The organism is Pseudooceanicola sp. NS-SX8, assembly GCF_057380755.1.
The window spans coordinates 2690766-2713929 of record NZ_CM170819.1 but is presented as its reverse complement, the minus strand read 5'-3'; the positions used below and the strand labels follow the sequence as shown (position 1 = coordinate 2713929).

At 64.0% G+C, this 23164-nt stretch carries 21 protein-coding genes; 4 read left to right on the top strand and 17 right to left on the bottom strand.

Going from position 1 to position 23164, the window contains the following annotated elements; translation table 11 throughout:
* Window position 1: 1 nt before the first annotated feature.
* The 8 genes from AC2IR1_RS12420 to AC2IR1_RS12385 form a co-directional block, all read right to left on the bottom strand.
* On the bottom strand, window positions 2–1297 hold the full coding sequence (locus tag AC2IR1_RS12420) for a DEAD/DEAH box helicase (protein WP_486472281.1): 1296 nt from the start codon (window positions 1295–1297) through the stop codon (window positions 2–4).
* A 340-nt stretch (window positions 1298–1637) separates the two neighbouring features.
* Window positions 1638–2612 (bottom strand): sialic acid TRAP transporter substrate-binding protein SiaP, encoded by a 975-nt coding sequence (locus AC2IR1_RS12415; RefSeq protein WP_486472280.1) that lies wholly within the window; start codon window positions 2610–2612, stop codon window positions 1638–1640.
* 22 nt (window positions 2613–2634) lie between these two features.
* Entirely contained in the window at window positions 2635–3564 is a 930-nt protein-coding gene (locus AC2IR1_RS12410) for an SMP-30/gluconolactonase/LRE family protein (protein WP_486472279.1), read from the bottom strand.
* Window positions 3565–3568: 4 nt separating this feature from the next.
* Window positions 3569–4864: a TRAP transporter large permease gene (locus tag AC2IR1_RS12405; RefSeq protein ID WP_486472278.1), complete on the bottom strand. Its 1296-nt coding sequence runs from the start codon at window positions 4862–4864 to the stop codon at window positions 3569–3571.
* On the bottom strand, window positions 4857–5378 hold the full coding sequence (locus tag AC2IR1_RS12400) for a TRAP transporter small permease (protein WP_486472277.1): 522 nt from the start codon (window positions 5376–5378) through the stop codon (window positions 4857–4859). Before AC2IR1_RS12400 ends, AC2IR1_RS12405 begins: the two co-directional genes overlap by 8 nt.
* Before the next feature lie 90 nt (window positions 5379–5468).
* A complete protein-coding gene (gene dctP / locus AC2IR1_RS12395; RefSeq protein WP_486472276.1) occupies window positions 5469–6455 on the bottom strand; it encodes a TRAP transporter substrate-binding protein DctP in 987 nt (328 codons plus the stop codon).
* A gap of 71 nt (window positions 6456–6526) precedes the next feature.
* On the bottom strand, window positions 6527–7507 hold the full coding sequence (gene dctP, locus AC2IR1_RS12390) for a TRAP transporter substrate-binding protein DctP (RefSeq protein ID WP_486472275.1): 981 nt from the start codon (window positions 7505–7507) through the stop codon (window positions 6527–6529).
* A gap of 65 nt (window positions 7508–7572) precedes the next feature.
* Window positions 7573–8451, bottom strand: a complete 879-nt coding sequence (locus tag AC2IR1_RS12385; RefSeq protein WP_486472274.1) for a shikimate dehydrogenase — start codon at window positions 8449–8451, stop codon at window positions 7573–7575.
* 183 nt (window positions 8452–8634) lie between these two features.
* Between AC2IR1_RS12385 and AC2IR1_RS12380 the strand changes: the two genes are divergently transcribed.
* Window positions 8635–10284 (top strand): alpha/beta hydrolase fold domain-containing protein, encoded by a 1650-nt coding sequence (locus tag AC2IR1_RS12380; protein ID WP_486472273.1) that lies wholly within the window; start codon window positions 8635–8637, stop codon window positions 10282–10284.
* A gap of 69 nt (window positions 10285–10353) precedes the next feature.
* On the opposite strand, the gene AC2IR1_RS12375 is transcribed toward AC2IR1_RS12380, so the two are convergent.
* From AC2IR1_RS12375 to AC2IR1_RS12340, 8 genes are all read right to left on the bottom strand, one after another.
* Window positions 10354–10677 (bottom strand): 2Fe-2S iron-sulfur cluster-binding protein, encoded by a 324-nt coding sequence (locus AC2IR1_RS12375; RefSeq protein ID WP_486472272.1) that lies wholly within the window; start codon window positions 10675–10677, stop codon window positions 10354–10356.
* A 53-nt stretch (window positions 10678–10730) separates the two neighbouring features.
* Window positions 10731–11942 carry an NAD(P)/FAD-dependent oxidoreductase gene (locus tag AC2IR1_RS12370; RefSeq protein ID WP_486472271.1) on the bottom strand — a complete coding sequence of 404 codons (1212 nt, stop codon included), beginning with the start codon at window positions 11940–11942 and terminating at the stop codon, window positions 10731–10733.
* Complete coding sequence (locus AC2IR1_RS12365) at window positions 11939–12469, bottom strand: GFA family protein (protein WP_486472270.1); 531 nt, start codon at window positions 12467–12469, stop codon at window positions 11939–11941. Before AC2IR1_RS12365 ends, AC2IR1_RS12370 begins: the two co-directional genes overlap by 4 nt.
* A complete protein-coding gene (locus AC2IR1_RS12360; RefSeq protein ID WP_486472269.1) occupies window positions 12450–12863 on the bottom strand; it encodes a Rieske (2Fe-2S) protein in 414 nt (137 codons plus the stop codon). Before AC2IR1_RS12360 ends, AC2IR1_RS12365 begins: the two co-directional genes overlap by 20 nt.
* 9 nt (window positions 12864–12872) lie before the next feature.
* A complete protein-coding gene (locus tag AC2IR1_RS12355; protein WP_486472268.1) occupies window positions 12873–13970 on the bottom strand; it encodes an amidohydrolase family protein in 1098 nt (365 codons plus the stop codon).
* A gap of 1 nt (window position 13971) precedes the next feature.
* Window positions 13972–15054, bottom strand: coding sequence for an amidohydrolase family protein (locus AC2IR1_RS12350; RefSeq protein ID WP_486472267.1), 1083 nt, complete (start codon window positions 15052–15054; stop codon window positions 13972–13974).
* 21 nt (window positions 15055–15075) lie between these two features.
* Complete coding sequence (locus tag AC2IR1_RS12345) at window positions 15076–17055, bottom strand: tripartite tricarboxylate transporter permease (protein ID WP_486472266.1); 1980 nt, start codon at window positions 17053–17055, stop codon at window positions 15076–15078.
* Window positions 17056–17225: 170 nt separating this feature from the next.
* A complete protein-coding gene (locus tag AC2IR1_RS12340) occupies window positions 17226–18368 on the bottom strand; it encodes a hypothetical protein (protein WP_486472265.1) in 1143 nt (380 codons plus the stop codon).
* A 482-nt stretch (window positions 18369–18850) separates the two neighbouring features.
* On the opposite strand from AC2IR1_RS12340, the gene AC2IR1_RS12335 reads away from it, so the two are divergent.
* Together AC2IR1_RS12335 and htpX are read left to right on the top strand one after the other, a co-directional pair.
* Window positions 18851–19642: an IclR family transcriptional regulator gene (locus tag AC2IR1_RS12335; protein ID WP_486472264.1), complete on the top strand. Its 792-nt coding sequence runs from the start codon at window positions 18851–18853 to the stop codon at window positions 19640–19642.
* A gap of 106 nt (window positions 19643–19748) precedes the next feature.
* Window positions 19749–20600, top strand: a complete 852-nt coding sequence (gene htpX / locus AC2IR1_RS12330; RefSeq protein ID WP_486472263.1) for a zinc metalloprotease HtpX — start codon at window positions 19749–19751, stop codon at window positions 20598–20600.
* 202 nt (window positions 20601–20802) lie between these two features.
* Here htpX and AC2IR1_RS12325 read toward each other — a convergent pair whose 3' ends face one another.
* Window positions 20803–21555, bottom strand: a complete 753-nt coding sequence (locus AC2IR1_RS12325; protein WP_486472262.1) for an IclR family transcriptional regulator — start codon at window positions 21553–21555, stop codon at window positions 20803–20805.
* Window positions 21556–21711: 156 nt separating this feature from the next.
* Between AC2IR1_RS12325 and AC2IR1_RS12320 the strand changes: the two genes are divergently transcribed.
* Complete coding sequence (locus tag AC2IR1_RS12320) at window positions 21712–23157, top strand: NAD-dependent succinate-semialdehyde dehydrogenase (RefSeq protein WP_486472261.1); 1446 nt, start codon at window positions 21712–21714, stop codon at window positions 23155–23157.
* The last annotated feature ends 7 nt before the right edge of the window (window positions 23158–23164 follow it).

Genomic DNA, 23164 nt, shown 5'->3' with positions numbered 1-23164 from the left:
CTCAGGCGTTGCTGGATTGGCGGCGGGGACGTCGGCGCCGGTTGCCCGAGGGCTTGCCACCCTGGGGCTTTGCACCCTGAGGCTTGGGTGCGCCCTGACCGCGACCACCACGGCCCCGGCTACGTCCGCCACCCGCGGGCTTGCGGCTGTCGCCCGGGGTTGCGCCGGCATGCGGCGTTCCGCTGGCGACCGGGATTTCGATCTTCATCAGCTTCTGGATCTGGCGCAGCAGGTCCGCTTCTTCCGGTGCGCAGAAGGCATGGGCCTCCCCCTCGCGCCCGGCACGGGCGGTCCGGCCGATCCGGTGAACGTAGTTGTCCGCCACTTCCGGCAGATCGTAGTTGATCACGTGGGCCACGCCCGGGATGTCGATGCCACGGGCCGCAACGTCGGTCGCGACCAGGATGTTGATATCACCGGCGCGGAAGGCCTTGATCGCACGGTCACGCTGCCCCTGGCTCTTGTTGCCGTGGATGGACGCGGCGTTGTAGCCATCGGCCACCAGCCCCTTCATCAGCTTTTCCGCGCCATGCTTCGTCCGCCCGAACACCAGGGTCAGCGCCCCCGGATCCTGATCGAGGATCTGGCGCAGCTTGACCGGCTTCTGCGGCTTTTCGAGGAAGTGGACCGACTGAGTGATCTTGTCCGCAGCCTTGCCCGGAGGCGACACCTGAACCCGCTCGGGGTTGTTCAGATAGGCGCGGGAAAGCTCCTCCATCTGCTTCGGCATCGTGGCGGAGAACAGCATGGTCTGACGCGGCGTGCCAAGCGCGGGCGCAATCTTGCGCAGGGCGTGGATGAAGCCGAGGTCCAGCATCTGGTCCGCTTCGTCCAGCACGAGGTAACCCGCGCTCGACAGGTCGACGGCCCGGCGATCCATCAGGTCGATCAGCCGGCCCGGGGTCGCGACCAGGATGTCACAGCCACGTTCCAGCATGTTCACCTGGCGGTTCACCGACTGGCCACCCACGACCGTCCGGATCTTCAGCTTCGTACCGTCGGCGAAGACGGCGAGGTTTTCCGCGATCTGGTTGACCAGTTCCCGGGTCGGCGCAAGGACCAGTGCCTTGACGCTGCGCGGCGCAGGGCGCCCGGGACGTTCCAGGATCCGGTGCATCAGCGGCAGGCCGAAGGCCAGGGTCTTGCCGGTGCCGGTCTGCGCAAGGCCCAGCACGTCGCGCCCTTCCATGGCCAGCGGGATCGCCTGCTTTTGGATCGGGGTCGGTTCGGTCAGACCCGCGGCAGAGAGTTGTTCGATAAGTTTCGGCGCAAGGCCAAGGGTGTCGAAATCGGACACGTAAATTCCTTTCGCCCGCGCGGCACCGGGCCGGACGGGACTGGTAAGAGCCCCGCCTGAAGCGGGACACGAGGGTGAAGCGGTGCAGCCTGACGCCTTTCGGCCAGTCTACCGCATCGAGAACCCTGCGTGATGGGGAACCGGGGGAGATCATGGCCAATGCGCCCGACGGGGCGCGGCTTGCTCACGCAGCAGCTCGACCATGGGGTCCAAATGGCCCCGCCAGCGGGAAATGTCAACGACAGACGCGGCGGCACAACTCGAAAGTGCACAAACAAAAGCCCGGCATCCCCGTCCGGATGCCGGGCCCCTGCCCTGAAACCTTCGCTGATGACTGCGGTCAGAGCCCGTTGATCGCCTCCAGCATGCCATCGGGCCAGGACGCAGACAGGGAGGAGCTCAGGTACTGTTCCTGCGCATAGGCCTGGAATGCCGCAAGGTCCGGTTCGTAGACCTTGAGCCCCTCGCCCTCGAAGAAAGCGACGAGTTCCGCTTCCTGTTGCAGGTACTGTTCATCCGACCAGGCGGTTGCCTTGTCGGCAGCTGCCTGCATCACCGACTTCTGCTCATCCGTGAGCTTGTCCCAGACCATCGAAGACACCAGCAGCATGCCGAAGCCGACGTTGTGCCCGGTCAGGACGATCTGATCGGTGACTTCGTAGAACTTCATCGCCTTGTCGTTGGGCAGCGGATTGTCCTGCCCGTCGACGACACCGGACTGCAGGGCGGTATAAAGTTCGGTGTAGGGGATGGGAACCGGGTTTGCGCCAAGGGACTTGCCGAGGAATTGCCAGCTTTCGCCGCCGGGCATCCGCAGCTTGACCCCCTTCATGTCCTCCGGCGTCATGATTTCCGCGTCGCCTTTCAGGTTCACGTGCCGGGTGCCGTAGTAGAACGTTCCCAAGATCTCGACCTTCAGCTTGTCGCGGGCGATCTGTTTCAGCTGTTCGCCAACCTCGCTGTCAAAAATAGCTTTGAGGTGGGGCTGGTCCCGCACCACATAGGCAGCGCCCAGGATGTCGAACTCCGGTGCCTGCTGGGCGAGGTCGGACGGCGGCAGACCGGCCATCTGGATATTGCCCCGCTGAAGACCCGTTAGCTCCGTCCCCTGCTTCATCAGCGTCGCGCCGAAATAGGGCTGGAAGTTGAAGTCATCGCCCAGTTCCTTGGCGAAGATATCCGTCATCGCCTTGGAGCGCGGCACATCCGCCGGGTTCACATCGGAAAAGATCAGCTCGATCCCATCGGCACGTGCCGCTCCGGCGAGCGCCGCGACGGCAATCGCCGCCGCCGTCAGGTTGCGTAGGTAAGTCATGGGTCTCCTCCCCTTTGATGACCTAGATTGAAAACAGGTTTTCCGGCAGGCCCTGACCTGCGCCCTCGATGGCGAAGACAGACCCTGCCAAGGGCTCTGCCGCACGCTGTTCCGGGCTGAGGAACTTGGAGGCGGAAGTGACGAAGAGCGTCTTCAGGTCCCGCCCGCCCCAGCACAGGCATGTCGGATTGCTGACAGGCAGCGCGATTTCCCGATCGATGCGACCATCCGGGGCATAGCGGACGACTTTGCCACCGGCGAAAAAGGCCTGCCACAGGCAGCCATCGACATCGACACAGGCGCCGTCTGGCCTGTCGCCCGTGGCGGAGTAGTCGGCAAGCACCTCTCGCCCGACGATCTCCTCTCCTGTCGGGTCGAGGGTCAGCTTCCAGGTGACGTGGCGGCGCGTGTCGGTGAAATACATGTACCGCCCGTCTGGATCGAATGTGATCCCGTTGGACACGACAACATCTTCGAGCATGGCCGTCATCGCGCCGTCCGGGGTGACCCGGTAGAGCGTTCCGAGCGGTTCGGACAGCCCGTTGTCCATCGTCCCGATCCACAACTGCCCCCGGGTGTCGACACGACCGTCATTCAGCCGGGTCGCGGGCATGGTTTCCCCCGGGGTCGTCGCGAAGGTCGTGAACGTCTCGTCGTTCGGCCCCCGGTACACCAGCTCCAGATCGCGTGCGGCCAGAAGGCCACCGGAACGTGTCATCGCGATGCATCCAAGGTAGGTCCCCGGATGCGCCTGAGCCTCGGCCGAGCCACTTGCCGGATCAAGCTGCCAAAGCGTTGGCCGTTCGATGTCGATCCACCACAGGGTCTCGCGCAGGGAATCCCAGAGAGGTGTCTCACCCAGCTGCGCCTCAGCGCGCTGGACAAGTTCGACCCGGGGCGCGGCGGCAGATGCTGCCGCGCCGGTCCCTGCGGGATCTCTTTTCAAGCTCATGCCGTCACCCCTTGTAGCCAAGCAGCCGAGGCAGCCAGAGGACGAAGTCGGGCACGAAGGTTATGATCCCGAGCGCGATCACCAGTGCAAGCAGGAAGGGCATCAGATCCCGGACGATCCTGGCCAGGGGTTGCTTGGTGATCGAGGACACGATGAACAGCAACAGCCCGTAGGGTGGCGTGATCAGGCCGAGCATCGCGTTCACGACACAGATGACCCCGAAATGCACCAGGTCGATCCCCAGGGACTGGGCCGTCGGAATGAAGATCGGCACGATGATCAGCAGGATCGCCCCGCTTTCGAGGATGCATCCAAGGACCAGGAACAGCACGTTGATCGCCAGAAGGAAGCCCACCTTGGACAGCTCGTACTGGGCAAGGAAGGCGGCCAGCTGATCCGGCACGTTTTCGCGGGTGACGACGTACTGGAAGGTCAGCGCCCCCGCGATCAGGATCCCGACCGTGGCCGTCGATCGGGCCGAGGCCAGCAGGGTCTGGTAGAACTGCCCCGCGGTCACAGACCGGTACAGGATGACCGAGATCGCAAGCGCGTAAAAGGCGGCCACGGCCGCGGCTTCCGTCGGGGTCATCACCCCACCATAGATACCGCCGAGCAGGATGACGGGCAGCAGAAGCGCAGGGATCGCCCGGAAGGTGACCCCGGGCATGTCGCGCAGCGGGATCGCCTCGTCCGTGGAGAACCCCCGCCGGTGCGCGATGATCATGTTCATGACCATCAGGACCAGCCCCATCAACAGCCCCGGCGCCATGCCGGCAGCGAAGAGGAAGCCCACCGACTGATCCGACACCAGCGCATAGAGCACCATGGGGATCGACGGCGGAATGATCGGCCCGATCGTGGCCGAGGCGGCGGTGATCGCGGCCGCGTAGGAGGCCGTGTACTTGCCGTCCTTGGTCATCATGTTGATGATGATCTTGCCCATGCCGACCGCATCGGCCACCGCCGATCCCGACATGCCGGAGAAGATCAGAGACGACACGACATTCACGTGTCCCAGGCCGCCCTTGAACCGACCAACCAGCGCCTGGCTGAAGCGCAGCAGCCGGTCCGCCAGGGACCCGATGTTCATGATATCCGCCGCAAGGATGAACAGGGGAATGGCAAGCAGCGTGTAGCTGTTGAACAGCCCCTGAAGCAGCGTTTCCGACGCGATCGAGGGATCGAACCCCTTCAGGATCAGGTAAACGGAGGACCCGCAGATCATTGCCAGGCCCATGGAAAGCCCGCCGAAGGCCAGGAAGGCGATCAGGATGATCGCGATGGTGAAGGGTTCAATCATAGTCGTGGGTATCCGCCGTTTTGGGCGTGTCGAACGCCGGCCCAACCCCGGAAATGCCGCGCCAGATACTGATGCCGCAGCGAATGACGACGGAGAGGGCAAAGGGAATGTAGATCGCAAAGACGTAGTCGAACCGGATCTTCATGTAGGCTGTCTTCTCGATCGACATGAAGTCGATGTAGCCCCAGACCTTTGGCAGCGTCCAAAGGAAGATCCCGGCGCAGATGGTGCCGGTGATGACGTCCAGAGCCCGACGGGCCCAACGTGGCAGCGCGGCATAGATGATGTCGAGCCGGATCACATCCGCTTCGCGCACAACGAAGGCGTAGCCGAACAGGATCCCCCAGAGCCAGGCGATCGAAACGAATTCGACCGTCCACCCCAGCGGCAGGTTCAGAAGATAGCGAAAGACGATCTGGATCAGGAAACTGACGAAGAGAGCGCCCAGGATCAGGGCGAGCAGGTTCTCGGCCCGCGTGCCGAGCCACCCTGCAATTGTTTTCAAGCGGTCCATTGAACCCCCGTTGCATTTCAGGCTCCGGCCCCATCGGGGCCAGCCAATTGCACGAGGTCCGGCAGGCAGGACCCGCCGGACCCGCAGCCATTACATTTCGTTGATCTTCTCGAGCAGGCCCTCGGGCCAGTCCTCGGAGAACTTGGAGCTCTTGTAGACGTCCAGGACGTGGTTCCGGAACGCTTCGGTGTCAGGCGCATAGACCTTCAGCCCCTCGTCCTCGAAGAAGGACACCAGCGCGGCTTCCTGCTCCAGCACGTAGTTGGCCATGTCGTCTTCGAACTGGGACGCGCAGGTCTGCAGAACCTCCTGCTGATCCGGTGTCAGGCTGTCCCACTTGGACATCGAGACGGTGAAGACATTGTTCGACATGCGGTGGCCGGTCAGCACGATCTGATCCGTCACCTCGTAGAACTTCATCGACTTGTCGGTGGGCAGCGGGTTGTCCTGCCCGTCGATGGCGCCGGTCTGCAGCGCGGTGTAGACCTCGGTGAAGGCCAGCGGCGTGGGGTTCGCTCCCAGGGCCTCGCCCAGGAACTGCCAGCCCTCGCCGCCGGGCATGCGCAACTTGACGCCAGCCAGATCGGCCGGTGTCTCGATATGCTTGTCGCCGCGGATGTTGACGTGCCGCGTCCCGATGTACGGCCAGGCCAGGACCTTGACGTGGGTCTTCTCTTCCATCGTGGCGACGAGATCGTCCAGCACGTCGCTCTTGAACACGGCGCGCATATGATCGACGTCGCGGAACAGGTAGGCCGTCCCCAGGATCGAGGTTTCGGGGACCTGGTTGTAGAAGTCGAAGACGGCGAGGTTCGCCATGTCCAGATTGCCACGTTGCATCGAGGTCAGTTCCGTCCCCTGCTTCACCAGGGTCGCACCGTGATACGGCTGGAAGTCGAAGGCCTCGCCAAGGCAGCCGGCGAACCCTTCGTCCAGAACGGCGCTGCGCGGGTCCGCGGCAGCCACGGTATCGGAATAGATCAGCGACGGCTTGTCTTGCGCCATGACGGTGGTGCCCGCCATCAGCGCAAGGGCAGTCCCTGTGGCCAGATGCTTGATCGTGTTGGAATAATTCATGATTTCCTCCCTGTTTGTCAGATGCGGCCGCCTCTCCCCCGGCGGCCGCATCCCTTCTTTTCACGCGCGCATCAAAGGCCGTTGATGGCGTCCAGCACGCCTTCGGGCCAGGTTTCAGAGAACTTCGAAGACTTGAATACCTCCAGGACATGGCTCCGGAAGGCTTCCTTGTTCGGTTCGTAGACCTGCAGGCCCTCTCCCTCCATGAAGGAAACCAGCTCGGCTTCCTGGCGGATGGTGTCCGCATCCAGCGCACCCTGGAATTCCAGCGCGCATTCCTGCACCTTTGCCTGCTGACCTTCGTCCAGGCTGCTCCACTTGTTCGCGGACATGGCAAAGGTGTTGGTCGCGATCAGGTGCCCGGTCAGGACGATCTGATCGGTCACCTCGTAGAACTTCATTTGCTTGTCGGCGGGCAGCGGATTGTCCTGGCCGTCGATCGCGCCGGTCTGCAGCGCGGTGTAGACCTCGGTGAAGGCCAGTGGCGTCGGGTTGGCGCCAAGCGCCTCGCCCACGAACTGCCAGCCTTCCCCGCCGGGCATCCGCAGCTTGATCCCCGCCATGTCCTCTGGAGTCTCGATATGCTTGTCGCCCCGGATGTTGACATGGCGCGTGCCGATGTAGGGCCAGGCCAGGACCTTGATGCCCGTGGCCTCCTCCATGTCCGCGATCAGCCCGTCAAGGACGTCGCTGTCAAAGGTCGCGCGCATGTGGTCGTAGTCGCGCCACAGGTAGGCAGTCCCCAGGATCGAGGTCTGAGGCACCTGGTTGTAGAAATCGAAGATCGCCAGGTTTGCCATGTCGAGGTTGCCGCGCTGCATCGCGTTCAGCTCGGTCCCCTGCTTAAAGAGCGTCGCCCCGAAGTAGGGTTTGAACTCGAAACCGTCGCCAAGGCAGTTGGCGAAGTGTTCCTTCAGGATGCCGGACCGGCGGTCCGTTTCCTGTACGGTATCGGAGTAGATGATCTCCACCGGATCGGCCATCGCCATTCCGGCAGAGACCCCGGTGACGAGCGTGATCGCCGTCAGGGTCGTCCTGGTCAGTCTGTTCATGCGTTCCTCCCTAAGTTCCGCATCGGGGCTCCTCTTCCCCGCGTGATCGAGAGCGCGTCGCGCCCTCAGCTGAACGAGTCGAATGCCTCCCGCATCCGCTCGATGTCCGGTTTTCTGCCTGTGAAAAGCTCGAAGGCCCGGACAGCCTGATAGAGCGCCATCCCCGATCCCGGCAGGACAGCGCAGCCCCTTTCCCGCGCGCGGCAGAGCAGCTCCGTCTCCAGCGGGAAATAGACAATGTCCGCAACCCAGTGCTCCGGCCGCAGCGCGTCAGGGTCGATTGATGTGCCCGGCAGTTTCGCCATGCCCATGGGGGTGCAATTGACGATGCCCCGTGCCTCCACCGCGGCCACCTCCGCAGAGGACACCGCCATGGCCCGACCGCTTCCGTAAAGCGCGCAAAGCAGCCCGGCCAATTCCTCCGCCGATCCTTCCTGCGTGTCACGGATCATCAACTGCCCGACACCGGCGTCGAGCAGGGCCTGGGATACCGCACGCCCCGCCCCGCCCGCGCCCAGCATCAGCACGCGGTCCAGCGGCGCGTCCGGCAGTCCCTGACGCAGACTTTCAAGAAAGCCCCAGTGATCGGTATTGTCGCCGATCCGGCGACCGCCCCGCATGACGACGGTGTTCACCGCCCCGATCCCGCGTGCCGCATCCGAGAGCTCCTCCAGCTCTTCGGCAACGGTACGCTTGTAGGGATAGGTCACGTTGAGCCCGTCGAACCCCTCCTCCTCCAGCAGATCCAGAATCTCGGCCGCCCCCTGCGGGAGCTTGCGATCCTCTGCGTCGATCAACTGGTAATCATAGGGCAGCCCAAGGGCGCGGGCAGCCCACATGTGCATTCTCGGTGTGCGCGAACCGGAAATTCCACGCCCCAGCAGACCGATCCGCAAGGGCCGCAAAACCTCCCGCTCGACGTGAGCGGATTGTTCCTCCGACATCACCGGCTCTCCTCCCCTGGCCGTCAGATATCTTGACGAAACAATGTTATATTCGGTTAATTAAGTCAATGAGATGTTCACACCGGTTAAAATTGCTGGTTTGAGCACTGGCTCACATCGGTCATTCCGCCTTGCACTGCAAGAGGTTAGAACTGATGCGGGACCATGAGAGGGAGGAGAGACATGGGCGATTCCGTTCCGGCGGGCCGCACGGGTGAACAGCAGCGTGGTGGTTGGAAGCAGGACCCAGACGCGGTCCGTGACAACATCCTGCAGTCCGCAAGGGAGGTCTTCGCGCGCCAGGGCCTTTCGGGCGCCCGCATCGACGAGATCGCGGCCAAGACCCGCACGTCCAAGCGAATGATCTATTACTATTTCGGCGACAAGGAGAACCTCTACCGGGCCGTTCTTGAAGATGCCTATGCACGCATGCGGAAGGAGGAGGGCCAGCTGGAACTGGCCTCCCTGAACCCTGTCGCCGCGCTCAGGCAGCTGGCGGAGTTCACCTTCGAGCACCACCGGCATGCACCGGATTTCGTCCGGCTCGTCATGATCGAGAACATCCATGGCGGCGAGCATATGTCCCGGTCCGACAAGATTTCAGGGCAAAACAGCTCCGTCATCATACTGCTGGAAGACATCTATCGGCGCGGCGTCGAAGCGGGCCTTTTCCGGCGCAGCCTGACCGCTCTGGAAATCCACTGGCACATCTCTGCCGCGTCGATCTTCAACGTCTCGAACCGGGCGACCTTTTCGCACATCTTCGGAGACGAACTTTTCACCGAGCGCGGCCAGCAAAAACTGCGCCGTCAGGTTGGCGACATGGTTCTGGGCGTCGTGATGAAGCCCGGGCTGTCCGCCGAAAGTGACATGCCACGTCAGAGGGAGGAGGCACGCATGATCAACCCGGATATTTTCCGGTTCCTGGAAGTATGGGACGCCAAGTGGGCAACCCTGCCCGCAGGAGCAACACCGGCAGATCGCCGTCTGCATTTCGAGAGCATCGCAAGGGACATGAGGTTGCCGACACCGGCATCCGTCGAGACGGACGAAGAGCATTGGATCGACAGCGATGGCGGACCTGTCCGCGTGCGCGTATTCCGCCATGCAGATGGCGGTACCCAACCTGCGCTGATCTACATGCACGGTGGTGGCTGGATGCAGGGCAGCCCGGAAACCCACTGGGACATTACCGCCCGCATTGCGGACTGGAATCGCCAGACCGTGATCTCGGTCGACTACGCACTGGCGCCTGAACACCCCTTCCCCGAAGGCTATCTGCAGGTCCTGGCCGTCGCACGCTGGGCCAGTGAAAAGGCCGCGGACCTGGGGATCGACCCTGCCCGCCTGGCCATCGGCGGCGACAGCGCTGGCGGCAATCTGGCGGCGGCCGTCGCCCTGGCCTGCCGGGACGCGGGGATCCCGCTTTGCGCGCAGCTGCTGATCTACCCGGCCTGCGATTTCGACCGCACCCGACCGTCCTACGCCGAAAATGCCGAAGGGCCGCTGCTCAAGGTCGCCGGCATGGCGGCGACCAATGCGCTCTACTGCCCGGATGAGACGCAGCTCAACACCGATCCGCGCATCGCTCCGCTGGCAGCGGAAAGTCACGCCGGGCTGCCGCCGGCCTATGTGGCAGTTGCCCACAACGATCCGCTGCGCGATTCTGGGCTGGCCTATGTCGATGCGCTGACCCGGGCAGAGGTCGAAGTTACGGTCGAACGTGGCGAAGGGCTTATCCACGGCTACCTGCGTGCCATGGAATATTGCGCCGACGCCGAGTTGCGCCTGCGGGAAATGGCCGCCTGGCTCGCCGATATCTACGCGCGGTGACATCCAGGCCGGGGGCGGTCGGACCGCCCCCGAACTATCAATTACCAGTCCTGCCTGCTGATCGCCGCGTCAGGCCTGTTCCTCTGGAATTGTCACCGACAGCCCGTCAAGGGCGGCCGTGATCCTGATCTGGCAGGACAGCCGGGACCGCGCGGGATCGACCCCCGGTGCGAAATCCAGCATGTCTTCCTCCATCGGTTCCATCGCAGGCAGCCGCCCCATCCATTGCGGATCCACGTAGACGTGGCAGGTCGAACAGGCGCAGGCGCCGCCACATTCTGCCACGACCCCCTCGACCCCGTTGTCCCGCGCGCCCTCCATCAGGGTCATCCCCTCTACCAGGTCCAGCGCATGGCGCCGACCCTCGTGCTCTATATATATGATCTTGACCATCGGTCCTCCTTCCAAATCGTCGATGCCCGGCACATTGCCTATCACGTTGCAGGTCAGGCGGCGGTCAGCCCCCTCAGGTCCGTTCCCGGCTGCATCAGGGCGTCGGGATCAGGGCTGACACCCTCCGCCAGCCACCTGCGCGCAGTCATGAAAGCGCGGGGATCGTTCATCGCATCGCAGGCGATCAACGCGTCGTCCCGATAATACCAGTGGGACCGGCTGCCCGCCCGCGCCCCGGGCCTCGCAATCACCCGCTCGTAGCCCTGGTTCAGCCCCGCAATCTGCAACTTCACGTCGAACTGGTCCGACCAGAACCAGGGGGATGGCCGATAGGGCGTTTCTGTCCCGAGCAGGTTCAGGGCGAGGTTCTCGGCCTGGTCGATGGCATTCGGCACGCTTTCCAGTCGGATCCGTCGTCCCTGGGAGGGAAAGGAACAGCAGTCCCCCACGGCCCAGATCCCCGGTTTCGATGTCCGGCCGAATGCATCCACGGCGACCCCGTTGTCCAGCGCCAGCCCGGCCGCTTCCGCCAGAGAGGTTTCCGGCACAACGCCAATGCCGAGCAGCACCAGATCCACGTCGAGCATGCGCCCATCCGAAAGCTCCGCACGTTCCACCCTGCCCTTGCCAGACAACCTGCGAAGCCCGATCCCCTCGATGATCTCCACACCGTGAGCCGCGTGAAGGCGCTTGAAATAGTCGGCTGTTTCTGCGGCTGCGACACGTTGCAGGATCCTCGGGGCGGCTTCGACAAGGGTCACTTTCAGGCCAAGCTTGGCAGCCACCGCGGCACCTTCCAGCCCGATGAAGCCGCCTCCCACCACCAAAAGCCGCGCCCCGGGGCGCATGCGCGCCTGCAACAGGTCGGCATCCGCGATGCCGCGCATCACGCAGACACCGTCAAGCGTACCGCCGATTTCGGCGGGCAGTTTCCTAGGCCGCGCACCTGTGGCCAGGACGAGCTGATCATAGCGCAGGTCCGCCCCATCAACGCGGATTGTCCCCTCTTCCGGCGCGATCGCCTCGACCTGTTGGCCAGTGATCAGGGTCACATCCTGGACGGCATAGAAGTCGTCCGGCCGAAGGAATAGCGGCGCCAGCGGCATGGCGCCCGTCAGGTAGGCTTTCGACAGGGGCGGCCTCTGGTATGGCGGCCAGGGTTCCTCTCCGATGAACGTCAGGGCACCGGCATAGCCTTCCGCGCGCAAGCGCGCCACCAGGGCGCAGCCCGCCTGCCCGGCGCCCACCACGACAATCCCGCTCATTCGTCATCTCCCACATCCTCGGGGCCCACATCCTCGGGCGTGACCAGCATTTCAGCCCAATCCGCGTGAAGCCGCGCCATGTCCGGCGCATCGGGGTATTGCGGAACCCCTGCGAGCGGTCGAAGCCAGTCGGCACGCGCCTCGGTGAATATCTCTCCCACGGGGCGAAGCCATCCGGGCGCGTCCAGCGTTCCGGGTTTCAGGACCACGACGGGGCGCCCTTCGACCTGGTGGGTGATCCGGGTGCCGCAGGTCGGACAAAAGGTGATCTCTCCCGCCCGGCCGGATCCTCCTGTCACCGCCAGTCGTCCCAGTGTGCCCTCAATCTGCAGATCCTCCGGCTGCAGCTGCAGGCTTTCGCCGAAGGCACTTCCCGACTGCCTCTGGCAGCGCGAGCAGTGGCAGATGTAGAACGTCAGTGGCACGCCGGTGACCCGGTAGCGAACCGCGCCGCACTGGCATCCGCCGGTCAGGGGCAGCGCCGGAAGGAACACCGCCCCCAACCTGTCAGAGCGTGAGGACGACATAATCGTTCTCGGTTCTGACCTCGAAGATCTCTGCCCGGTAGGGTCCTTCCGCCAGTGTCTCCCCCGGCGCGACCTTCACGTCGAAGGTCTTTACCCGCACCCGGTTCGGATCGCAGTAGGACCGGCCATTGGCCAGGTCGAACTCCCATCCGTGCCAGGGACAGCGGACCATGATCTTCTCGTCTTCAGTCCGGTAGGCGCCCGGCGCATCGGCGCTGACGAAGGCCGCGATCTTGCCGTGGCACAGCTCTGCCCCTTCGTGCGGGCAGCGGTTGGTGATGGCCGCAAACCGGTTTCCCAGGTTGAAGATCGCGATGTCGCGCCCTCCGATGGAGACATGCCGCGCCTTGCCCTCGTCGATTTCCTCGACGCGACAGATGATATGATCGGTCATGGGACCTCCTCAGGTCAGCCGGTAGACATTGACGGCATTGTCACGAAGGATGCCGCGCCGGGCCTCCTCGCTCATGCCGATGCGGAAGGCGCGATCGGGATGGTCGAAGTCCCAATGCGGGTAGTCGGTGGAAAACATCAGCTTGTCCCAGCCAATCCAGTCCAGCAGGTGTGTCATGTGGCGGACATTCGGGGGCTCCTCCACGGGCTGGGTGGTCAGCCAGACATTGCTTTTCACGTAATCGGACGGCCTGCGCGTGACATGGGGTACCTCGTCCCGCATCCGCTCCCACTCCCGATCCATGCGCCACATCAGCGGTGCCAGCCAGGCAAAGCCCCCTTCGACCAGAACCAGCTTCAACTTTGGGAACCTTTCGAAGACCCCTTCGAAGATCATCGAAACCAGCATGGTCTGGGCGGTATGGGCAAAGGCATAGTGCTCTTCCACGTAATAGCTGCCCCAGCCGGCCCCACTGTTGGCCCGCCATCCCGTTGCCGCGGAGTGAACGCCGATGGGGAGCTGCAATGCCTCGGCCATCTCGTAGATCGGCCAGTAGCGGCGGCGGCCTGCCGGCTCCATCGAGCGGGGCACGAAGGCCACCTGAACGAAACGCGGATCACGCGCCCGCTCCTCGATCTCTCGCAGGGATGCGGCGGCATCTTCCTGCGGGATGGAGATGCCCCCCTTCAATCGCGGCTCCTTGGAAAGCCACTTGTCGACCTGCCAGTCGTTGAACGCCGCACAGACCGCAGCTCCCAGCTCCTGATTTTGCAGGGATGGGCCGACGTTCAGGGCATGCAGAAGACCGAATTCGATATTCAGATCATCGAGAAGCTGGGTCTTCATGAAGGCGAGGTTCGAGGCCGGATGCCCCCCGTCTGGCGGATAGCTGTCCTGGCGCATGCCGTGGCCCATCCGCGGATACTGCAGCGCACCGACGAACGGGCCGCCCGACCGCATCCCCCAGTCCCGTACGTGTTCCCGCCAGCGCAGCGGCAGGAAGGGCGCAATCTCTGACCGGTCATGCAGGGCCGGATGGATGTCGCAATCGACAATCCCGAGCTTCGTATCGGCTTCCGTCGTCTTTTCCAGTTCCGTGACAGACATGTCAGACCTCCAGTCTCGGATAGGTGGCAAGGATGTTCTCGCGGCAGATCGCCTGGGCGAGGTCGGGCGACAGCCCGCGCGGCCAGAGCGTCGAGGACGCCCCCTGGTCATGCGGGAAGTCAGAGGAAAACAGCAGCATCTCCGCCCCGCCCACGCAGTCGATGACGGCGGCCGTGTCCCCCGGATCATCCGGCAGATCGAAAGGCTGCAGGGTGAAGCGCAACTGCCGTTCCAGCACGACCTCCGGGCTTTCCTTCAGCCAGGGCACCTCCACCCGGCTGCCGCGCCAGTCCTTTGCCATGCGCCAGGAAAGACCGAAGAGCCACGAGACACCGCTTTCAGCCATCACGACCTTCATGTCCGGAAACTCCGTCAGGACCCCTTCGGACAGAAGGCTTGCCGCTTGGCTGGCAAATCCCTGGGTCCAGGTCACCTGCTCCTCCACCAGGTAGGACAGGAAGCCCGACTGGGTGGGCGCATGGCGATAACTGCTGCCCGGGTGGATGGACAGGGCCATGCCGGCATCGGATGCGGCCCGCCAGATCGGCCAGTAGTCCCGCTGCCCCAGCAGGCCGTCACCCATGCAGATCGCCAGGACCTGCACGAAGCGTGCGTCACCCGCATAGCGCCGGATCTCTGCCACTGCTTCATCCACGTGACGAAACGGCACCAGCAGGGAGGCACGCAGCCGCGGGTCCCGGTCCAGCCATTCGGCCGCCAACCACCGGTTCGTGGCCTGGCACATGGCGGCCTGCATGTAGGGATCGAACAGTGCCTGCACCCCGTTCACCACGTTCAGGATGGCCGCCGAGAGGCCCAGCGGATCCAGGTGCGCGGCGGCAAGTCGTGCCGGGCTTTCAACCCCACCCTGGGCCCCTTCGGACCGAAAGGGCCGGGTCGAGAACGGGTAGGAGGTCAGCTCCATCCGGCCGATGTCGCGATAGGGCAGCATGTCGCGCCAGTAGGCATCCATATAGGGCAGCAGATCCGCCTGTTCGGGACTTCTAGGGTGCACGTCGCAGTCGATGGCCCCGATCCCCTGCACCGGGTCCGCTGCCTTGGTCTGATCGAGTTCTGTCAGCATGTCTCGCTCTCCTCCGATCGGTTACATGAAAAACGGGAGTTCAAAGGGCGTGTGAAGAAGCCGGTCATAGAGCCCGTAGAGGACAAGCCCGGCGGCAAGGGTGTAGAGCGCCACGACCCACCAGCGGAAACGCCCCCAGACCGCGGCATAGATTGCGGCAAACCCCAGCAGCGCCGCGTAGGTGCCCAGCCAGGGCGTCAACAAGACCATCAGCGCGACCGCCAGCAGCAACACCATCTGCCGGCGGTGTTCTTCCCAGAACTGTGCCAGCGTCCCACCCGCGGCAGGGTCCCCGGCCCGGCGCGCAGCGGCGATGCCAGCCAGTCGAAGGCGATCCTGCAGCAGGACGAAACCCATGATGACCAGTCCCGCGAGTCCGAAAGCGATGGGGGAGATCTTCGCCAGAAGCTTCCAGTCCAGTGCCAGCCAGACCGCCCCGGCAAAAAGCACGACCAGCAGCAGGGCGAGCGCGCTGGACAGCACGAGGCTAGCACGGCTTTCGCGTGTGTCCTCGATGGCATGGGCTGCCAGCCCCTGTCGCGTGGACCGCAGCGCGAAGAAAAAGACGATGCCTACCACCACGACCAGCCCGACGACCGTGGGCCGGGAGATCACCTCCATCGGCGTGTAGCTCTGCCAGGTGATCGACATCGCGCTTTCCAGCACCGGCCCCAGAACGAACCCCAGGATGAAGGGCGGACGCGGCCAGCCTGCGGCCTTCAACACGTAGCCGAGCAGACCGACGCCAAGCAGGCACCACCAGGTGAACATTCCCGGCTCCCACACCCAGGATCCCATGAAGATGAACAGGATCACCGCAGGCACGATGAAGTTCCCGTCAACAAAGGCGGCCCTGGCCACCTGACGTCCCCAGACCATCAGCACCGCAGCCCCCAGGATGTTGGCGATGATGATCGTCCAGACCATGGAAAAGGTAACGTCCAGGTTCTCGCTCAGCATGTTCCGACCCGGTGCAAACCCGTGGATCGTCAGCGCCCCAAGCAGCACCGCCATCGCGCCGGACCCGGGGATTCCGAAGGCCAGCGTCGGGATCAGCGATCCCCCCAGAACCGCGTTGTTCGCAGCCTCGGGTGCGATCACCCCGCGCACGTCGCCCTGGCCAAAACCCGCCTTGTCCTTCGCCGTTTGCGTCGCGTGACCATAGGCCAGCCAGTCCACGACTGAGGATCCGATCGCGGGCAGCATGCCCACGTAGACGCCAAGCAGCGAACAGCGGATCACCAGCCAGCGGTTGCGGATCGCCGCGCGGATGCCGTCCAGGATCCCGTCGTCTTCCGCGCGGGCATCGCTGATATGGGCAATCGCGCTGCGCCGCGCCGCCAGGTCCATCATTTCCGGCAAGCCGAAGAGGCCGAGGATGACCGGCACCAGTGGCAGCCCATCCAGAAGTTCCCGCTGCCCGAAGTAATAGCGTGGCATCGAACTGGCGACAGGGTAGCCCATCTGGCTGAGCATCAGACCCAGAACGGCCGCGCCAAGGCCCTTGGAAACGGCGTTGCCACTGACCGCCCCGACCATCAGCAGACCCAGGACCGACAACAGGAAGAATTCAGGAGATCCGAAGGCCAGGATGATCCACAGCGCAAAGGGCAAGGACGCCGCCATGGCCAGGCCGCCCAGTACGCCCCCGAATGCGGAACTCGCGAAGGCGGCCCCGAAAGCGGTCTGCGCCAGGCCGCGCTTGGCCATGGCGTTGCCGTCGATCACCGTTGCCTGGCTCGCGATCGTGCCCGGAATGCCCAGCATCACGGAAGTGATCGTGTCAGAGGTCGAAACCACGGCGAAAAGCCCCAGCAGCATCGCCAGGCCCGCTGCCGGCTCCATGCCGAAGGTCAGCGGCAGCAGAACCACCATACCGGTCACACCGCCCAGACCGGGCACGACGCCCAGCCAAAGGCCCACGGCGATCCCCGCAAGCAGATAAAAGAAACTGGGAAAGGACAGGACAAGGGACAGCCCTGCCAGAAAAGAGTCGAACATGGAATTTCGCCCACAAATCAGGTCTTGAATGCCGCGCCGGCGGCGGTCGGGAAGATCGCCCCGGCGCGGTCGAAGGGTTCTTCAGACGCTTGGGCAGGCAACGTGGACCGCCGAAAGCGCTGGCAATGGTGCAGGTTGCCGGGGCGCCGCACGGGGCCGCGCCCCATGGCTCATTGCTCCATCCGGTCGATCAGGCTGCGCATCGTGTCCTTGATCGCCTCGGGCGTGTTGGAGACCTCGGTGATGATGCGGCTCATCTCGTCTGCGTGAACGATGTTGGGCGCTGAGCCGTAGACCTTCGTCGCCGCCTCCTGGTATTCCGGCGTGGCGATGGCGTCTTCGAAGCTCTGCCGTAGCATCTCCAGGTGTTCTTCCGGGGTGCCCGGCGGCGCGACGACGATCCAGTTCACCGGAGCTGATGCCTCGGCATGGAACATCACGACATCCCAAAGGGGACCTTCGGGCGCCTTGCCCGTGGCGGCCTCGATATAGGCATCCACCGTCGGTACATCGCCAAGCGCGGGATCCGTCTTCATCGTGCCATCAGCAAGCAGAGGCCCCATCTGCCAGACCGCCATGGAAGTCCCATCGGCAATCGGGCCATCCTCCAGCTCGTTCATGTACTGGGCGGTGGTTGCCGGATAGGCCTCGATCTCGCCCCGCTGCAAGGCGGCGTATAGCGGGCCGTCCCCGAACATGCCGGAAACGTAGCTCCAGTCGACGCCAAGCAGATCCAGCGCCGCCACGGTCTGCATGCCCTGGGTCATCTTCGACGAATAGCCCCCCACCTTGACGGTCTCGAGCCCGGCGAATTCATCCCGCCCCTCAAGGCCCCCGCCGATGTCGGTGCGCGCGTGGATCAGGAAGTTCGATCCCCCGATCCCGGCAATGGTACCGAAATCCCCGAAGGGAATCTGCAGCGGCTCTGGATCGAGGATCCTCGTCGTGCCCTGCCACGCCAGATAGCCCAGGGTCAGCCCGTTGGGACGCGCCTCCATCACGTGGTCGATACCCTTGGTCAGGGCTCCCCCGGCGACGGACTGCACCACCACCGTGGGATGCCCCGCCATGGTCTTGGCCCAGGCATCGGCAAGCACCTGCGCGCTCAGCCCCGTCGCCCCGCCGGGCGAGGCGTTGTGAACCAGCGTCACGGTCTTGCCCTCCAGGTCCAGCACCTGCGCGGTCACCGGCGCAGAGCCGATCAGCATGGCCACAGCAATGGTGGCCGCCCCCGCCAGTGGCCTACGCACCGACAAAGCCTCCTCGCCCGGCGCCTGCGCGGCCCGGTTCCTTCCGAGATGTTCGATTGTCATGTCTTCCTCCCTAAACGACCGCTGTATGTCCCAGGCCCGGCGCCTCCTCTTGCCCCGAACCTGCCCGGTCTTCCGGCCCCGAAAGGCCTACCGCCCCGCCCAATGGGCAGGTCGGCCACATCACCCGGAATACAACGGTCTGCCATCCCGAATGCCGTATCCTTTGTCGGCGCGCCACGCGGGTCCTCCAACCGCGTGCGGCCCCCAGCCGGGATCATCCGAAATCTACATCCCGGCCCCTTGCCCTCCCCGGACCCTGCTCGTACCCATTCAGAAACGAGCCGGCCCCGAACCGCCAACCCCTTCTCTCCTCCCGAGAATTCGGGTCGCGGTGTATACACCAAGAGCAGCTGAACCGGAGACTCACTTCATCGGATCCTCCTCACTATCCATTGAGTAGATCATTTTTATTGCCTTATAGATACGATTAGTCTTCTTTTCCCACATCGTGGAAACGACCTCGCAAAGGACGCAAGGTATACATGACACAGTCTGCGACAGACGGGGTGAAGTCGGTGCGGCGGGCCCTGGAACTGCTGGTGCTGCTGGCGGAACATGATGATGGCATCCGAGTGAGCGACCTGGCCAAGCGCGCGGCCCTCGCGGTCTCGACCACCCACAGGTTGCTCACCACGCTGGAATCGCAGGGTTTTGCCCATTGCGATCCGGAAACATCCCTTTGGCACGTCGGTCGCACCGCATTTGCCGTCGGCAACGCCTACGGGAAGCGGCGCACGTTCATCGCACCGGCCCTGCCCTACCTGCGTCGACTGCGCGATCAGACCCGGGAAACCGCGAACCTGGGCATCATCGACGGTGACCGCCTTGTCACCGTCAGCCAGGTCGAGAGCCGGGAAATTGTCCGCGCCATTTCCCCACCCGGCGGCATCGCCCCGATTTTCTGCAGCGGCATGGGAAAAGCTCTTCTGGCCACATGGCCGGACGAAGACATCACCGCCCTGGCCAAGCGCACCGGCCTGCCCCCGCTCACCCCCCGCAGCCTGACCACGGTCAAGGCCGTGCTGGAAGAAATGCACCGCATCCGCGATCAGGGCTTCGCCGTGGATGACGAGGAGCACATTCCAGGCCTGCGCTGCGTGGCCGCTGTTGTCTGGTCACCCATTGGCGAACCAGCCTGCGCGATCTCGATCTCCGGCCTCGCCGGGCGCCTGACGACGGCGCGCCTGCCTGCCGCCGGCGAACAGGTCCGCGACGCCGCGCGCCTGCTCAGCCAGCACCTTGGCGGACGCGCCCCGGATGCACAGCCGAGCTGACCCCACCAGGACCCACTCAAGAAGTTGTTGCCCCGCCAGCGGCTTGCGCTTGCCGGAACCCGCCCCATATCTCGGTAGCTGCTGGACAGGACCAACGGAGACGATGATGGGTTACTTCAAGACAGCCATTCTGATGGCAGCGATGACGGGACTGTTCATGTGCATCGGCTACCTGATCGGCGGACCCGGTGGCGCGGTGATCGCCCTTGTTATCGCAGCGGCGATGAACATCTTCACATGGTGGAATTCCGACCGGATGGTCCTGCGCATGCACAATGCGCAACCGCTCTCTCCGGGTGATCGCATGGGCCTGCATGACCTCGTGACCGGCCTTGCCCGCAACGCTGGCCTGCCCGCACCTGCAGTCTATCTGATCGACACCTCGCAGCCAAACGCCTTCGCCACCGGGCGCAGCCCCTCCCATGCCGCCGTCGCGATGACAACCGGCCTGGTCCGCAACCTCAGCCGCGAAGAACTCGCGGGCGTGATCGCGCACGAACTGGCGCATATCCGCAACCACGACACCGCCATCATGACGGTTACCGCGACCTTTGCCGGTGCGATTTCCATGCTGGCGAACTTCGCGCTGTTCGTCGGCGGCTCGCGCGAACGGCTTGGCCTGCTTGGCACCCTGGCCATGATGTTCATCGCTCCCATGGCGGCGGCAGTGGTGCAGATGGCCATCAGCCGGACCCGCGAATACGCAGCCGACAAGGCCGGGGCCGAAATCTGTGGTCACCCCCTCTGGCTGGCCTCCGCGCTGGAGAAGATCGCCATGGGCGCCGCCCGGATCGACAACATCACGGCGGAACGCAATCCGGCCACTGCGCATATGTTCATCATCAACCCGCTGCATGCGAACAAGAGGGACAGTCTTTTCGCCACCCACCCGGCCACGGAAAACCGCATCGCCGCACTGCGCGCCATGGCCGCAGCCACCAGCTCTTCGCGCCGCTGAGAACACCCACCATTCGCCCTTGTCGCGAATGACCATTTCCATGCGGACCGCCCCCGACACAACATGCCTGAAACCGAGTTGCTGGCTGCCCCCCAATACGAGCACCGATGCCCCCTCGAGGCATCGCCGACGCCGAAAACGGGCGGAGGCGTGAGCTGAGTTAGCCCAAAAGCATGCGCCGAGGGGCGCGGGTAACGAACGGTCAGTGGCCGGCGAGCGAGTTGGCGATGTCACGGACGATACCGCCAAGCTCCCTTTGCACGTCGGGGCGGGCTTCGGCGCTTGTCATCGAGATGGCGATCCCGGCCACTGGCGTGCCCCGTGGCCCCAAGATCGGGGCGCCGAGGCATACCATACCCTCCCGGATTTCGCCGTTGTCCACGGCATAGCCATTGCCCGTCCAAACCGGCACTTCGGCCTCGAACGCACTCAGACTGTCGACGCCGCTTGCAGTAAGTGGATTGTACCAGCCCTCGTTCAGGACCGCCCTTCGCTCGTCCGGGGTCAGCCGGGACAGCATTGCCTTGCCCGTCGCAGAATAGACTGCAGGAAGGCGCATCCCTATCTGGAACGTGAAACCGAGCGGTTTATCGGAATTGCGACAGGCAAGGTAGACCACTTCATCCCGTTCCAGCGCCGAGAGCGTCACGGTGTACTGGGCGAGCCGCCCATCCCGTGCGAGAACGCGCTGAAACTCGGACACCAGAGAGGACCGGCTCAGGTAGGCCCCGCTCCAACGCAGGCAATGCGCACTGAAGCTGTAGCCCATTGAATCGACGTGCAAAACCCCTGAGGACACAAGCGTTTCGCAGATCCCGTAGACCGAACTCTTGGGGGCGCCAATGTCCCGGGCAAGCTCTGACACACCAAGCGGTCCGCCCTGTGATGCAAGGCGATCCATGATCAGAACCGCTCGTTCAACTGCGGGCGCGCGCCGCTTGGGTTTGTCTGTCATCTCAAATTTCTTCCGCCGTTATCGCTAAATCGGTTGCCGTGAGCCCAATTCACTGTATACGGATGCACACGTTCCATATTGCAAACCCCGTTCCATATTTGGAACATTTGCAAATTGACCTGTCAAGTAGGTTCGCATTTTAAAGGAGGAGCCAAAATGCCCAAGCTCAAAGACCCGACGCTTCTGAAAGAAGCCTGCCTCGTCGATGGCAAGTGGATCCAAGCCGCCTCCGGCAAGACCATCGAAGTGACCAATCCCGCTGACGGGAGCGTCGTCGGCACCGTTCCCTCCATGGATCCCACCGATATCCCCGCGGTGATCGAAGCATCTCGCCTTGCGCAGGCCGAATGGGCCGGCTGGGCCGCGAAGGATCGCGCCGCCGTTCTGCGCAAGTGGTTCGATCTGATGATCGCGAACACCGAAGATCTTGGGCTGATCATGACCCTGGAACAGGGCAAGCCCCTGGCAGAGGCCAAGGGTGAAATCGCCTATGCGGCCTCCTTTGTCGAATGGTTCTCCGAAGAGGCCAAGCGCATCTACGGGGACACCATCCCTGCCCCCAAGACCAACCAGCGGATCACCGTCCTGCGGCAGCCTATCGGCGTCACGGCGGCCATCACGCCCTGGAACTTCCCGGCAGCCATGATCACCCGAAAGGCGGCCCCTGCGCTGGCGGCGGGTTGCTCCATGATCGTGCGTCCCGCCGACCTGACGCCGCTGACCGCGCTCGCCCTCGGTGAACTGGCAGAACGTGCCGGCATTCCTGCCGGTGTCTTTCAGGTCGTGACCGGCCCTGCCTCCAAGATCGGCAAGGTCATCACCGACAGCGATGTCGTCCGGAAGCTCTCCTTCACCGGCTCGACCGAAGTGGGCCGGCTGCTCATGGCGCAATGCGCGGATACCATCAAGAAGGTCTCGCTTGAGCTCGGCGGGAACGCCCCCTTCATCGTCTTCGATGACGCCGACCTCGACGCGGCGGTCGAAGGCGCGATGGCATCCAAGTACCGCAACGCCGGCCAGACCTGCGTTTGCGCGAACCGGATCCTGGTGCAGCGCGGCGTCTATGATGCCTTCGCCGCCAAACTGGCCGAGAAGGTCGCCGCCTTGAACGTCGGTGATGGCACAAAGGACGGCACGGACATCGGCCCGATGATCGAACCCAAGGCCCTGGACAAGGTCGAGGATCATATCGCAGACGCCGTGTCCAAGGGCGCGACCCTTATCCAGGGCGGCAAGCGGCTCGGCGGCCTCTTCTTCGAACCCGCGATCCTCACCGGCGTGACGCCGGAAATGAAGGTCGCGACGGAAGAAACCTTTGGTCCGCTTGCGCCGCTCTTCCCCTTCGACACCGAAGAAGAAGCCGTCGCCATGGCCAATGACACGATCTTTGGTCTCGCGGCCTACTTCTACACGCGCGATTTTGCCCGGATGGTCCGCGTCTCCGAAGGGCTGGAATACGGCATGGTGGGACACAACACGGGCCTGATCTCCAACGAAGTCGCCCCCTTCGGCGGGGTGAAGCAATCCGGCCTCGGCCGCGAGGGCTCCAAGTACGGCATCGAGGACTATCTCGAGCTGAAATACGTCTGCAGCGCGCTCTGACCCCTGC